Below are 13,891 nucleotides of genomic sequence, written 5' to 3' on the forward strand. Positions count from 1 at the left end.
CTCTGGCGTCAGCAACAATCCCCAATCCGAAATCCAAAATCCCAAATCCTCTTCACTCATTGAAGTCTGTGTCGTGATAAAAAACGTCCCAGGTGTGGTCGGCGAGCATACGCACGGTGGCCACGCAGCGCTCGAAGGGAAATTTACGGCCCCACTCATTGGGGGCAATCATAGAGAGGGCGTCGGTGCCGTTTTTGCGCAGGTAGAAGTAATACGTATGGCCAACGATGGGTTCAAAGCTCATTTGCGCACTGTAAATCCGCTCCGACACGTCGACGCGGTTGCGGATAGCCGTGGCTTGTTCGGCCAGCAGTTGCATCTGCTTGTAGAGCTGCGCAATCTGCATATCGGTCTGTTCGCGCATGGCCGACACAGCGCGACCGGTGATCTTGCCTTTGTCTTCCGGCCTAATGATGGCACCGCCCGCCGTGTGGGCGTACTCGAGCAGGCCGGGCCGATCCGTCACCTTGTCGGGCGAAATTGGATTGACGATTTGGGCTTCTTCCATAAAGTGGGTAACTACCCGTTCGGGGGGATTGTTTGGGAGGGTCATCCGAGTAGTTTTGCTGATAAAGTCAGACTAGCCGAGTACCCTATTGTGGGGCAAAATTAGTTTATTTGGGACACTCCCTACCGGTATCATCATGGAAAATACCCCTATTCATACCACCCCACCTACCCTATCGCGCACTCATTTCCTGCGGCTGATAGGCACCGGCATTGGCCTGTTGGCCATTGTCAATAGCGTGTCGGGCTGCATCAAAGAAGCTATTGATAAGCCCGTTACCACGCTCGATTTCACCGTCAACTGGAACCAGAGTCCCTATAGCAACCTGAAAACCAAGGGAGGCTACTTCGTGGAGAAAGGAGTCATTGTGGCCCAAACGCAGGCGGGCGCTTTTGTAGCGGTGTCGGCTGCTTGCCCTGATCAGGGTAACACCACGCTTGTTTTCCAAAGCGGCAACAACCGGTTCTACTGCCCGCTTCACCAGTCGGCCTTCAGCACAGAAGGCGCCGTACTTAACGGCTCATCCTCGGCTAACCTCAAAAAATATACCGTCACCGTAGACCAGGCGACGGGGGAAGTGAGAGTGAGGGAGTGAATTACGAATTACAATTTACGAATTACGATGTACGAATTACGATTTATGGCTGACGCAGGCGTATTCTAGCGTCAGCCATAAATCGTAATTCGTACATCGTAATTCGTAAATCAAATGTTCCACCAATACGTCCACTTAATCACCAAAGCGCGGTTCTTGATAGCGAAGGGGATCAGGTCGTTGTTGGGCTGACCCACGGTGGGCAGGTAATTGTCGGTGTAGACAATAAACAGGTCAGAAGCTGGTTTGTAGCGCCACTGAATGCGGGCATTGATGTTCATATTTTTCACCTGCTCATTATACTGAACGAAGGTGGTCAGGTAGAGCGTGTTGGTGAGTGTAAGGTCGAAACGGGGACCCACGAGCCAGAACGTAGTGCGGCCCCAGGGTCCGGGTAGCCGGATGTCGTTATAGCTGGCACTGGCCGCCAGGCTCACATAAGGCTGAAACCGGTACCCCACGTCGGCGGTCAGGTTCAGGCGGGTGCCGTCGGCATAATAGCCACCATAACGCGTGGTAAAGCCATAGGTGAACAACCGTTGTGGCTTCGAGACAAACACCGTTCCCCACGATTTCCAGCTATGCTCGGTGCCTGCCGCCAGGGTCTCACGGCCCGAATTAGTCGGGTCGAAGGGTTGCAGCAAACGCACAAAATCGGTGGCTGTCCAGGCCGTAAATACACTCCGGCTCCGGGTGGTAAAACTGTAGCTAAGGTAGCTCGTGTTGTCTGTCTCCCGACCTGCCAGGTCGAACACGTAGCTAGACTGTGCCAGCGGCCCGTGCGACAGAATAGATCCTGTTTTGGGCAAAAACGTGTAGCCCACTGATGCAGTAGCGCGGCTGTAGCCCCGGCGCGGAACATACCCGGCCTCGGCGGTGTAATTGCGCTCTACAGTTTCCCACTGCCCCAGCGCCAGCCAACGCCGGTTGTTGAACTGCAAATTGCCCGCATACACGGCACTCTCAGCTGGCAACCCTGGTGTGAATGATTTGATATACAGCAGCTTACCTGTCCACAGGTTGTCGGCGGAGGCCAGGTTATACTCAAACCCCAGGTTGCGGTTATAGCGGTTGTACAGAGGCTTGTCGGCCACGATGACGTTATCAAGCGTTTCTTTGTTAACAAACAACACACCAATGTTAGACCGGGAGAAAACGCGCCGTTGCAGGGCCATAATGGCGAAATTCTGCGCAGGTAGTTGCGCACCACCCGGCCCGACGCCGTCAGTAGCGCCAGTCTGCATATCCATGATACCCAGCCGCCAGTCTTTGTTGAGCTTACCGCTTAGCCGCGCCCCAAACCGGATGGGCACCCCGCCCAGGCCAATGCGCCGACTGAAAAACGGGCGGATAGTGGCATAGCCGAAGTTGGCAAACTGGTCGCCGTTTTCAAGGAAGAACTGGCGCCGTTCGGGGAAGAACAATTCAAACCGGTCCAGGTTTGTCACCTGCTGGTCGACGTCTACCTGCGAAAAATCGGGGTTGACGGTCAGGTCGAGGTTGAGCGAGGTAGTAACGGCCACTTTAGCATCCAGGCCTACATCAAAGCGGGTTTGGGCGGGCGTTTTTGCCTGGTAGTTACTCGACATGCCACTGAGCGCATAGGGAATCACCGAGATATTGGGACCCGGCACGGGCGGGGCCTGATCCCACACCAGCACACCCGCGTAGGCCAGCGATGCTGTAGGAAACTGTCTCGGTACGGGTGCCCAGGCCGATTTTTCGGTCGAATTGAGGTCTTGTCGGCTGAAATTGATACCCCAACGCGTAATGCCCGCCTTGTAACGGATGGTCTTAAACGGGATGGCCAATTCGAGCACGTAGCGGTCAGGGTAATTACGCACCACCGACGTCCATTTGTTATCCCAGCTTAGGTTCACTTTGCTGCCCTCATACAGTAATCCATCCCACTGCGCCCCCACGGCGTTGGTGCCAAACGCAAAGCCATTGGTCTGGTCGTCGAAGGAGTCGAGGAAGAAGATGAAGTTGTCGTTTCGACCAAAATTCCAGTCGCGGCGTAGTGATTCGACTATATAGTTGGCCTGCTGCGCCCGATTAGTGGCTGTGTCGTAGTAACATACGGCGCTGAGGTACATGGCCTGCTGGTCATAGGCCATCCGCACCTCGGTAGGTATACGGGCACGGGAGGTGTCCATGGGCAGCACCATCCAGAACGACTGCGTCAACTGGGCCGTTTGCCAGGCTGGTTCGTCCAGCTTACCATCAAGTGTAATAGGCGACGTGGCCTGATGAATATAGTACTGGTAGGCGGTGTTCTTCTTTTGCGCCAGGGTAGGCAGGGCAAGAACTAAGAAGGTCAGAAGAGAGGAGAGATGTTTCACTAAAGAGTTTGTTGTAACGTAGGATTGGGCTGCCAAAATCCCCCGTTTGTTTGCAAAAGTGGCAGAAATTGGGCGTCTACTTGTTACCGACTGAGCCTTTTATTTGTTGAGGCCAATGGGCAAATCATTGTTTCGCAACGATTAGTACTCCTTATCAGTCTTCTTTGAGACTAGAGCAACATGACTACCGATTTTCTTACGGCCTGGCGGGCGGGTGATACCCAATTCACGCTACATACATCGGGGTCTACGGGTACGCCAAAACCTATTGTGCTCACACGGATGCAGCTGGAAGTCAGTGCCCGGCTTACAGGCCAAACCTTCGGGCTGCAACCCGGCGACAAGGCGTTGGTATGCCTCAACACCGCCTACATTGCGGGGGTGATGATGCTGGTGCGCGGCGAAGTGCTGGGCCTGCAACTGACCCTTGTGGCACCCACCGGCAACCCGCTGGCTGGCTTCGACCCGGCTACCACGCAGTTCGATTTTGCGGCTTTTGTTCCCCTCCAACTGCAAACCATCCTGGCCAGCGTTGGCCCCGATAACGTGCCTGTTGCGCTGCCGATTCTGAACCGGATGAAGGCCATCCTGGTAGGTGGAGCAGCCACCAGTGCCGCCCTCGAAAACGCCCTCCAGGTGATTGAAGCCCCGGTTTATGCTACCTACGGCATGACCGAGACCGTGTCGCACATTGCCATCCGGCGACTCAACGGCCCCGCCAAAAGTGACCTGTTTACGGTGCTGCCCGGTGTGACAGTAGGCACCGACGAACGGGGTTGCCTGCACATCACCGCGGCCGCCACCAACCACGAACGCGTCCAGACCAACGACGTGGTGGAACTGGTTGCCGAAGCCGATGCGGTGCGGTTTCGCCTGCTGGGCCGGGCCGATACGATTATTAACACGGGTGGCGTGAAAGTGCAGCCAGAGGCCGTAGAGGCCATTATTCAGCAGCAACTGCTTCAATGGGGCCTCAGTCCGCGCCTGTTTGTGGCGGGCCTGCCCGACGAGCGGCTGGGGCAACGGGTGGAGCTTTTCCTGGAAAACCAGACGTTGACCACCGAGCAGTGGCTAACCATCCAGACCGCCATTGGTGCCGCGCTTGGGCGCTACGCCATTCCGAAAGCATGGCACGTAACTGGGGCGTTCGGCGAAACAGCCACCGGTAAAATTGACCGCCGGGCCACGATGGCGGCGGTTGCGGAGTAGGTGTGGCCCCCAACAGGGTTTATTTATCAACTTAGTTGCCTATCAGTACCTCTATGAACAACGACGCTTCATCCCTTTTCAACCGCCGTGGTTTTCTGAAAGCAGGGTCACTTTCCACCCTGACCGCCCTGCTGGGGACCAACATTGTCTTTGCCGACCGCCTGCCCCGGCATTACCTGCCGCTGGTGTTTGACCAAATCGACGAAAACGGATCGGGACCGGTTGACCCCATGGCGACCAAAAACAAGAACCTAGTGGTGCTTAACGACAAGCCCTGGAACGTGGAAACCCCGGCCTACCTCCTCGACGACGCCGTAACCCCCGCCGACAAGCTGTTTATCCGCAACAACGGCCTGATGCCCGAAAAACTAGACGCTGCGGGCTGGACGCTAACCATCAACGGCGAGTCGGTCAAGGCACCCAGGACCTACACGCTGGCCGAACTAAAGACAAAATTCAAACCCCACACCTACCAATTGGTGATGGAATGTGCGGGCAATGGCCGGTCGGGGTTTGTGCCCAAAACGGCGGGCAACCAGTGGACCGAGGGTGGGGTGGGTTGCGCCGAATGGACGGGCGTTCGCCTCAAAGACGTCCTCGCCGACGTGGGCCTGACCAACTCGGCGGTGTACATTGGCTATTATGGCAAAGACCTGCACCTGAGCGGCGACCCTGCTCAGCCCGTGATTTCGCGGGGGGTGCCAATTGCCAAGGCTTTGGAAGACGAGACGCTGCTGGCCTGGGCCATGAACGGGCAGGACATTCCGCCTGTGCATGGCTACCCCCTGCGGTTGGTGGTGGGGGGCTGGCCTGCATCGGTGTCGGGCAAGTGGCTGCACACCATTGCCGTGCGCAACAAGGTACACGACGGGGCCAAGATGACGGGCAAAAGCTACCGGGTGCCCATTCATCCGGTAGTGCCGGGCGTTGACCCTCCCGCCAGTGACTTCAAAATCATTGAGTCGATGCCCGTAAAATCACTGATTACGTCGCCAAAAACGGGCCTGGAGCTACCACTAGGCAAGCCACTGGCCCTGCGCGGCCACGCCTGGGCGGGCGACCGGGCCGTGAAATCCGTGGCCGTTTCCATCGATTTTGGCGCCACCTGGCAACCCGCCAACCTGAAAGACCCAAAAAACCGCCTGGCCTGGCAACACTGGACTGCCGAAGTAAACCCGCCTCTATCGGGCTATTACGAAGTCTGGGTCCGCGCCACCGACGAGGCGGGCGTCTCGCAGCCGATGGTGATGCCGCAGTGGAACCCCGAAGGCTACTGCAACAATGCCTGCCACCGTATTGCTATTAATGTGGTTGGGCAGTAGCAGTAGCAGTGGCAGTGACAATAGGCAGTAGCAGTGGCTTCGCGCTCCAGGCCCCTCGACTGCGCTCGGGGTGACAACGACCTTGAATCAAGTTAAGAATCTGAATCAATGTCCCTGTCACCCCGAGCGCAGTCGAGGGGCCTGGAGCGCGAAGCCACTGCTACTGCCTATTGTCACTGCCCACTAATCAACTGTCCAATAAAACCAATGATTACAAAACACGCTTTACTATTGTGCAGCCTGTGCCTGTGGTGGCTCTGCGCCTGGGTGGCCCAACAACCGGGATCGGCAAAAAAAGCCCCGCTGGAGGCTCAGAAATCAATATCAGCGCCTAGCGCTACGACCGGCGTTGTGGCCGTTGACCCCGAATCGGGCCTGGCGCTGGACAAAAGCCTGATGCTGGTGAAAGGCAACTGCCTGGCCTGCCATTCGAGCAAGCTGATTCTGCAAAGCCACTTCGACCGGGAGAAATGGGTAGAGCGCATTCGGTGGATGCAGCGCACCCAAAAACTCTGGGACCTGGGCGACGCCGAACCGGCCATCCTCACCTACCTCACCACCTACTACGGCCCCCTCCACCCCCCCTTCGACGGGCGGCGCTTACCCCTCCAAACCCCCGTCTGGCATAAACAAACAGGTCGTTGAGAGTACCTGGCTCGTTGGTGTTTATCGTCCCTTGAGCCGTCGTAATTCGTAAAAGAGCTTTTCAATCAGGCGCGTATCATCGGTGATGATCTCACCGTTGGCCACCAGACCATTCCGGGCAATAAGTTGATGACCGGTGGTGGTGCGCAATCCATTCGGAAAACTGACCTGAGCGCGGAAGGTCGTATCGGTAGAAATGGGGCTGATAGCTTCCACACGGGCAACGAGTAAACCGTACTCCTGAAATGGATAGCTGGGCAATTTTACCAATACGTCCTGCCCGGTTTTAACCTTGCCAAAATTGTACTGCCCAATCCGCATCTCGCCCGTAAAGGCCACCTGCCCGTTCCCGTTGGTGGGTACGACCTGCCCCAGTTCCTGCCCGGCTTTAACCGATAGTTCGTTGTAGAGCGGCACCAGCCATGACACCCGCCCCGCCACCGGAGCCGACAGCACATACCGGGCTTTCCAGGCGTAAGCCGCGCTCTGCAACGTGTTGAGGGCCTGCCCGAATCCGTCGCGCTGCTCCCGCACCTGTTTGGTCAGCTCAATCAATTCTTTTTGCTTGGCCCGTTGCGCCAACTGACTGTTTATCAACGCCGAAGCGAGTTGCTGAGCCGGTAATTGCCGCCCGATGTGTTTGCTTTCTTCACGCTTCAACTCAAGCGGGGCAATCACTTTCTGGTCTGCCAGGGTTTGCTGAATGGCATACTCCTCACGGGCCAGATCTATGTCGCGGTGCTGCATGGTTTGCTGAGCCAGCAGGTTTTGGTGCAACGCCTGAAGGTCGGTTAGCTCCTGTTGCAACAGTGTCATTTTCCGCTGATAGAACCCGTCGGTCATGAAGTTCTGCAACTGACTGTAGGTCTGGGCAAAAGGCTGATAGATGGTCTGCAATTCACCCAACTGATGGTAGTTAGTGAGGGCCAGATGATCCAGTTCGGCAAGTCTGTTCTGTTGCAACAGCCGCCCGGCCACGTCGAGCTGATGCATTAAAGCCAGCACTTCGGCGTGGTTGGTAGTGCTTTCCAGATAAGCCAGTGGTTGACCAGACCGCACCGCCGCTCCCTCGCGCACGAGCAGCCGCACAATACGCCCCTCCGTCCGGGCAATGACCGAACGCGGCGGATTGTCGGCCAGCAGTACCAACCGAGCCGGTACAACGTCGGGGTAGCGGATAAACCAGCCGACCGCAAATACACTACCCAACACTACGAACAGCAGCAGCGTACCCCACCGCACAATCCACGCGGGCGACTGACCCATCAGGTCGTCTACCTCAGGGTTGCGCAATTCAACGCGGGGCATTACAGCGGGCTTCATAATTATGAGTTTACAGTTTACTGTCTTCTGTCTTCCGTTGCTTCGCTGGTGCTGTGCAGTTTACGCTCGTGAAGCAACAGAAGACAAAAGACAGAAGACAGTAAACTGATTTACGTTCCCAATTCCAACTGATTCTTAACCAGTTCGTAATAGCGACCCCGGCGTTGGGTTAGCTCGTTGTGCGTACCGATTTCGGCAATTTCGCCCTGCTCCAGCACCACAATCTGATCGGCATTGCGGACGGTGCTGAGGCGGTGGGCAACTACCACCACGGTTCGGCCTTCAAAGAACTGATTCAGATTATGCATAATCACCCGCTCGTTGTTGGCGTCTAACGCGTTGGTAGCCTCGTCTAGAAACAGGTACGTGGGTTCCTTATAAACGGCCCGTGCCAGCAGCAGACGCTGTTTTTGGCCCTGACTCACGCCGTTGCCCTCGGCCCCGATTTTGGTGTTGTAGCGCAGGGGCAACCCGTCAATAAACGTTTCGATATTGGCCACATCAACCGCCCGCAGCAGCCGGGGAATGTTGGGCCGTTCGTCGGCTACGGCGATGTTGTTGGCAATGGTGTCGGAGAAAATCAGGCCGTCCTGCAAGACCGTGCCGCACTGCCCGCGCCACACCCGGTGGCTGATGGTAGACAGGCTCGTGCGCCCCACCCGGATATCGCCCGCGCTGGGGTCATAGATTTTTAGGAGCAGTTTCAGCAGCGTAGTCTTACCGCTGCCACTACTGCCAACAATGGCCGTGACCTGCCCCTCCGGGATGGTCAGGTTGATGTTGGTCAGCACCGGATCATTGCCCGCGCCGGGGTATGTAAACGACACATTGCGGAAGCTAATACCCTGCTCGGCGGGCAGGCTCGTGAGCAGGTTAACCGACTGTTCCTCATCAGGTTGTGTATGAATCTCGTTGAGGCGTTCCAGGCTCAGTTGGGCATCCTGGTAGTGCTGCGTAAACTGCACCAACTGCTCCACGGGGCTGTTCAACTGCCCGATAATGTATTGCAGGGCCAACATGCCGCCCAGTGTGAGTTGGCCGTTGACCACCGCCGACGCCGCCAGAAACGTGATGATAATATTCTTGCCTTCGTTAAGAAACAGAGCACCCGTTTGCTGGTATTGCCCCAGGGCCAGCCCGCGCATCATGAGCCGAAATTGACGGACCTGCACGTTTTCCCACTGCCAGCGTTTGAGGTGTTCGCAGGTGTTGAGTTTCAGTTCCTGCACCCCCGTTACCAACTGAATGAGGCTGCTTTGCCCCGCCGAGGCCAGCGCAAACCGCTTGTGATCGAGCTTGCGGCGAACCCGCAGAAACAGCAGCACCCAACCCGCGTAGAGCAGGCTACCGAGCATGAACACGCCGAAAATAGGCAGGTTATAATAGGCCAGCACCACGCCAAACACGGCCAGGTTGACCAGCGAAAACAACACGCTCAACGACGAGCCGGTCAAAAACTGCTCGATGCGGGCGTGGTCCTGAATGCGTTGCAGAATGTCGCCGGTCTGTTTAGAGTCGAAATATGACAGGGGCAACCGCAGCAACTTGGCCAGAAAATCGGATAGGATGCTGAGGTTGAGCCGGACGCTGATATGGAGCAAAATCCAGCTACGGACAAACTCGACGGCCATGCGCGAGGCAAACAGCATCAGTTGCGCAATGAGCACGAGCGTGATAAACGACAAATTGCGCGTCTGTACACCTGTATCGACGATGGATTGGGTTAAAAACGGGAGCAGCAATTGCAGCCCCGCCCCCACCAGCAGCCCCAGCCCCAACTGCACCAACAGCCGTTTGTGGGGCCGCAAATAGCCAAACAAACTCCAGAGGCCCCGCGCTGTGGGAGCATCGCCGTCTTCCTCGAAGAACCGGGGTGTGGGTTCCAGCAGTAGGGCAATGCCGCTGGGTTCGCCTTCCTGCACGGTGCTGACCCACTTGCTCTCAAACTCGGCCAGTGTATACTTCACCAAACCCAATGCCGGGTCGGCCACCTGCACCTGCCGGGCGTTGAGGGCGTAGACCACCACAAAATGGTTTTGACCCCAATGGGCAATAAGCGGCACGGGTGTCTCCTGCACCAGCCGGGCCAGCGGCACCCGCACCGCCAGCGTCCGAAACCCAATGTTCTCTGCTGCCTGACTGATGCCCAGCAACGACACGCCCTCTTTCCCAATCTCCGTCTTCTCCCTCAGCGTGGCGATAGAATAGCTTCGCCCATAGTGCTTCGTAATCATCCGAAGACACGTTGGCCCGCAGTCCATTGCGTCAAGCTGGCGATAGAGCGGAAAATTGCGGGGCATATCTTATTCAAGCAGTAATTGAATGACTACACGTCTACTCATTGACTTTACTTCCTCCTTGTCCTGTGGCGCTAGTTTCGTATCTGGTCCACTCCATTTAGCGGCGATACGTTGGGGAGATACGCCACGTTGTTTTAGATAATTCTCAACAGTTCTGGCTCGATATTCTGACAAGGTTATATTTAAGTCTCTACTCCCCACATTATCCGTATATCCTGTGACTACTGCTTTTATATTCGGATGTTCTAAAATTTGTCTCGCTACGGAATCAAGTGCATTTTTAGATTGAGAACGCAAGTCCGAACTACTTTGATCAAAATACAATACTGTGGTAGTAGAAACGTTTGCTGCGTAATTTCTGCTCAATCTCCGAATAGCAGATGTATCTTTCTGCGCAGGCTTAATAACTTTAATTGAAAATAAATTTAGGCCAGGATATATTATGAGTTTTTCCATGCTTATCAATTTGTTGTCTTTTGTATATAGTTTAGCTGTATAATCTCCAGGTGTGTAATAACCCACGGTCCATGATTTCTTTAATTGAAATATAGTGAAAGGTAGCTCAGCTATAGTTGAAGATATTGAGTCAGTCAGTATATAATTGATCGAAATACTATCGATTACATTAAAACTAAGAGCAAGTTCGCTACGTAAAGCAGTACGGTCATCAAGGGTTTTGAACAAAATATCTTTAGGCGACATTATTAAATTTTTTAAATGAAAATAACATCTACTTGGTAATTTATTTGCGATATGTATCGTTTTTGATATTGTGTGATAATCTTCGTTTTTAAAAATTATTTGCTCAATATTCAACGGCAAACGCACATCAAATTTGCCCGCTTCATCGCAATTTCCTAAAAATTTAATATGTCCATTGATCAATCCAAATATTGAAGCTTTTATCCCCACCACCTTGGCAGTATCAACACATATTCCACGAATATTACAAACAGGCTCACCTTGTATATTGTCTTTTTGCGCAAATACGAAATAGGGTATTAACAAATATGAGATCAACAAAATTGGAATAGTTCTCATAAAATTCATTTCGACTAATTGTTGAATATTGGTAAAATACGGTTTATAGACTTGACAGTTTCAGATGGAAGACAACCATTTGAAACTGTCAAGTCTATAAATTACTTAACAGCCTGGGGTAACAGTGTATGTATACCCATCGTTCGCAGCGTTCATCTCATCGCGTAATGCACGAGCGTCTGCAGAACTCATACCGCCACCGCACGTTCCACTAGAAGGATAACCGGGTGTGCTTGGTCCACCCGAAGAGCAAACACCACAATCCATCTTGCCACCTTTGGCAGCTTTCATTTGCGTCCGGTTCAGTTCAAAACCTGAAAAATTTGTCAAAGTACTTTTCATGTCGTTAGCATGGTTAACTGTGAAACATTGATTTATGTTGATTCAACCGAATCCTTCTGTAAAGAGCCAGTTTTCTTAAACGGCCAAGCCCGGTATAAGTGAATCACGTCGGGCAAGCGATAAACTGGTGGCAATTCCACTCCATTCAAAAATAAGACGGGGGTACGCTGTACATTCATACGGGTAGCCCAATGGTTTGTCAGCAACAGTTGCCCGGTCGATTCGTCAGAGATTGGGTCTGCGCCAACGGTTCGTACCCAGCGACTAATAGACTGCTGCGGATTTGCAAACCAGCGCGCTAGTGCCCCACCCACTTTCGCATCAGGCAAGGTAATAAGATGTTTTACTACCTGCCCAGCCCGATCATCAGGATGCAGGCTGCCCAGCACAATAAGTTCGACCCGCATATTGGGTATTCTTTCCAGTAACGTCTCTAATTGCTTATGCGCAATACGGCAAACCTCACACATAGGATGCGAAATAACGGCCAGCGTATGTTGGGCCTCAACCGCACCAATCATTGGCACTCGTTGCCCATCCAAATAAGGTAATTGACGAGGTTGTTTAGCCAATGCATAGTGCAGGTATGTTTCCGAGAATTTAACCGCTTGCAACCTTCGACGAAGAGGACGCACTTGCCGAGATTCGTACAAAGGTTTTCGCAGAAGTACCCACAGCACAGCTACGCCTACGAACGTGCCCAGCACAGGTAGCAACGCACTTTCAGCTAAAGAATTGAGGTGCAAGAATTGATAGCCAATGAGCAGTTCAGCCCAGAAAAGGGCTTGCACCGTCAGGCAAAGCGTACAGTATTGCCGGGCCACCATCGCCTGATAGTACACTGACCAGATTGTGTAGGGCAGGGCCAGCAACGTAAGGACCATCAGCCAGTTTAGTATGCTGACGCTATTCATTAGTAGCGCACCGGAGAGGGCTACAAATCCGCCCGTGAAATACAGCAATCCTACGTCGGCCCAACCAAAGTCGCCAATGATTTTAGCCGCGCTGCTTTGTAAAATACCCCGGCAGTTTGTCTGCTTGTTAAATGAGCAAAACCGCTGAAGGGCCGGATTCGTAGCATCCAGACTATAGGCAATCAACAACCCGCTCACGACCGTGCCCAGTCCTTTCAGGGCAAGCAACCCCAGCATTGGCCCCGTGGCCGTTGGCCAGACAGCATACAGCAACAAGCCAACGCAGACCGCTAACCCTGTTAGCATCAACGGCACCCGTGCCTGTTGCGCCAGTTCGCGCCGCCGGTTGTGTGCATACTGCTGTTCACCCGATTGCTCATTCGGCTCAATCAACAGCGCAACGCCCGTCCAGTGTGCCACAAAGGCATCAAACGATTCCTGTTGCCAACCGCTTGTGGTGTTATACCACTCAACCGTTTCGCCAGTCAGTTGCCGAACGGGCGCAAATAGTTCGTCATCACCAATCCGTAGTTGAACCAGTGCAGGTAATGGAACTTCAGTTAGACGCTCAGCAGGAAGTTTCGTCGCCAAATTTGATACGTTCAGTTCGGTTAGTGTATCGCACAAGGCACTCAGGGCCGGAAAGTCGGGGTGTTCTTCCAGTCGTTCGCGTATGGTCAGCCCCGTCACAAGCACCTTCGCCAGCCGAAGCAGGTGCGTCAGTGCGCTGATGGCATTTCTATCGATAGCTGACTGTCCCGACATGGCAGGGCGATTTCTTTTCCGTTGAGTGAAACAAAAGTGTGCGCTTTTTTCAATACAGCAATCTTCTTTGTTGATAAAAAATTGTCGATTTTTTGATAAAAAGTTAGACTATTTACTGAGTAACGTGTTTTACATTGCAAAATCAACTACATACATGGCAGTCTACTCAACTCAACTGATGCATTATGGAAATTGGAAAAATACTTATACGCCTGCGGCTCAAAACCGACTTAACACAGGGAGAAATTGCCGATTTTGTGGACGTTAAGCAGCATACGCATCATTATTGGGAAAGCGATCATACCAGCATAAAACACCCATTTCTACCTAAGCTGGCCGAGGTCTATGGCGTAGGTATAGCCGATTTATTTTCTACCAATCCAGCAATTGGGGCAGGCCGTCAGGCGGGCTTAGGCGCTTCGGTGAATGCGCCGCTAACGCCGGGGTATACGCTGACTACCGCGATGAACTGATTGCGGCGCAGCGGCGGGAGATTCAACTGCTGGAAATGCAGATAGTCGAGTTAACCAATAGATTGTCAGGGGGGGGGGTAAACTTGGCCGTAGTCGAGTAGTACAGTTCGCC

Annotated in this window: 11 protein-coding genes; 5 read left to right on the top strand and 6 right to left on the bottom strand. The window is 53.8% G+C overall.

Features of this window, described 5'->3' with window-relative positions; all coding sequences use genetic code 11:
• Nucleotides 1-52: 52 nt before the first annotated feature.
• Nucleotides 53-508, bottom strand: coding sequence for a DUF2452 domain-containing protein (locus J2I48_RS21475; RefSeq protein WP_207337642.1), 456 nt, complete (start codon nucleotides 506-508; stop codon nucleotides 53-55).
• Between the two features lie 136 nt (nucleotides 509-644).
• Between J2I48_RS21475 and J2I48_RS21480 the strand changes: the two genes are divergently transcribed.
• Nucleotides 645-1,103 (top strand): QcrA and Rieske domain-containing protein, encoded by a 459-nt coding sequence (locus J2I48_RS21480; protein WP_207337560.1) that lies wholly within the window; start codon nucleotides 645-647, stop codon nucleotides 1,101-1,103.
• Nucleotides 1,104-1,213: 110 nt separating this feature from the next.
• On the opposite strand, the gene J2I48_RS21485 is transcribed toward J2I48_RS21480, so the two are convergent.
• On the bottom strand, nucleotides 1,214-3,445 hold the full coding sequence (locus J2I48_RS21485; protein WP_207337561.1) for a carbohydrate binding family 9 domain-containing protein: 2,232 nt from the start codon (nucleotides 3,443-3,445) through the stop codon (nucleotides 1,214-1,216).
• Between the two features lie 180 nt (nucleotides 3,446-3,625).
• Between J2I48_RS21485 and J2I48_RS21490 the strand changes: the two genes are divergently transcribed.
• The 3 genes from J2I48_RS21490 (at nucleotide 3,626) to J2I48_RS21500 (ending at nucleotide 6,621) form a co-directional block, all read left to right on the top strand.
• Complete coding sequence (locus J2I48_RS21490; RefSeq protein WP_207337562.1) at nucleotides 3,626-4,654, top strand: AMP-binding protein; 1,029 nt, start codon at nucleotides 3,626-3,628, stop codon at nucleotides 4,652-4,654.
• A gap of 53 nt (nucleotides 4,655-4,707) precedes the next feature.
• Nucleotides 4,708-5,976, top strand: coding sequence for a sulfite oxidase (locus tag J2I48_RS21495; RefSeq protein ID WP_207337563.1), 1,269 nt, complete (start codon nucleotides 4,708-4,710; stop codon nucleotides 5,974-5,976).
• Nucleotides 5,977-6,183: 207 nt separating this feature from the next.
• Nucleotides 6,184-6,621: a hypothetical protein gene (locus tag J2I48_RS21500; protein WP_207337564.1), complete on the top strand. Its 438-nt coding sequence runs from the start codon at nucleotides 6,184-6,186 to the stop codon at nucleotides 6,619-6,621.
• 21 nt (nucleotides 6,622-6,642) lie between these two features.
• Here the strand turns inward: J2I48_RS21500 and J2I48_RS21505 are convergent, their stop codons facing one another.
• The 4 genes from J2I48_RS21505 to J2I48_RS21520 all read right to left on the bottom strand — a co-directional run bounded on the left by J2I48_RS21505 (nucleotide 6,643) and on the right by J2I48_RS21520 (nucleotide 13,306).
• Nucleotides 6,643-7,944 (bottom strand): HlyD family secretion protein, encoded by a 1,302-nt coding sequence (locus J2I48_RS21505; protein ID WP_207337565.1) that lies wholly within the window; start codon nucleotides 7,942-7,944, stop codon nucleotides 6,643-6,645.
• 110 nt (nucleotides 7,945-8,054) lie between these two features.
• A complete protein-coding gene (locus J2I48_RS21510) occupies nucleotides 8,055-10,244 on the bottom strand; it encodes a peptidase domain-containing ABC transporter (protein WP_207337566.1) in 2,190 nt (729 codons plus the stop codon).
• 3 nt (nucleotides 10,245-10,247) lie between these two features.
• On the bottom strand, nucleotides 10,248-11,285 hold the full coding sequence (locus J2I48_RS21515; RefSeq protein ID WP_207337567.1) for an OmpA family protein: 1,038 nt from the start codon (nucleotides 11,283-11,285) through the stop codon (nucleotides 10,248-10,250).
• Nucleotides 11,286-11,659: 374 nt separating this feature from the next.
• On the bottom strand, nucleotides 11,660-13,306 hold the full coding sequence (locus tag J2I48_RS21520) for a vitamin K epoxide reductase family protein (RefSeq protein ID WP_207337568.1): 1,647 nt from the start codon (nucleotides 13,304-13,306) through the stop codon (nucleotides 11,660-11,662).
• Nucleotides 13,307-13,491: 185 nt separating this feature from the next.
• Between J2I48_RS21520 and J2I48_RS21525 the strand changes: the two genes are divergently transcribed.
• Complete coding sequence (locus J2I48_RS21525; protein WP_207337569.1) at nucleotides 13,492-13,779, top strand: helix-turn-helix transcriptional regulator; 288 nt, start codon at nucleotides 13,492-13,494, stop codon at nucleotides 13,777-13,779.
• The last annotated feature ends 112 nt before the right edge of the window (nucleotides 13,780-13,891 follow it).

The sequence above is a fragment of the Fibrella aquatilis genome (assembly GCF_017353255.1).
GTDB lineage: Bacteria > Bacteroidota > Bacteroidia > Cytophagales > Spirosomataceae > Fibrella > Fibrella aquatilis.

Coding starts and splice junctions, on each gene's coding strand:
- J2I48_RS21475 (WP_207337642.1), bottom strand. CDS start 508: ATGGAAGAAGCCCAAATCGTCAATCCAATTTCGCCCGACAAGGTGACG.
- J2I48_RS21480 (WP_207337560.1), top strand. CDS start 645: ATGGAAAATACCCCTATTCATACCACCCCACCTACCCTATCGCGCACT.
- J2I48_RS21490 (WP_207337562.1), top strand. CDS start 3,626: ATGACTACCGATTTTCTTACGGCCTGGCGGGCGGGTGATACCCAATTC.
- J2I48_RS21495 (WP_207337563.1), top strand. CDS start 4,708: ATGAACAACGACGCTTCATCCCTTTTCAACCGCCGTGGTTTTCTGAAA.
- J2I48_RS21500 (WP_207337564.1), top strand. CDS start 6,184: ATGATTACAAAACACGCTTTACTATTGTGCAGCCTGTGCCTGTGGTGG.
- J2I48_RS21505 (WP_207337565.1), bottom strand. CDS start 7,944: ATGAAGCCCGCTGTAATGCCCCGCGTTGAATTGCGCAACCCTGAGGTA.
- J2I48_RS21510 (WP_207337566.1), bottom strand. CDS start 10,244: ATGCCCCGCAATTTTCCGCTCTATCGCCAGCTTGACGCAATGGACTGC.
- J2I48_RS21515 (WP_207337567.1), bottom strand. CDS start 11,285: ATGAGAACTATTCCAATTTTGTTGATCTCATATTTGTTAATACCCTAT.
- J2I48_RS21520 (WP_207337568.1), bottom strand. CDS start 13,306: ATGTCGGGACAGTCAGCTATCGATAGAAATGCCATCAGCGCACTGACG.
- J2I48_RS21525 (WP_207337569.1), top strand. CDS start 13,492: ATGGAAATTGGAAAAATACTTATACGCCTGCGGCTCAAAACCGACTTA.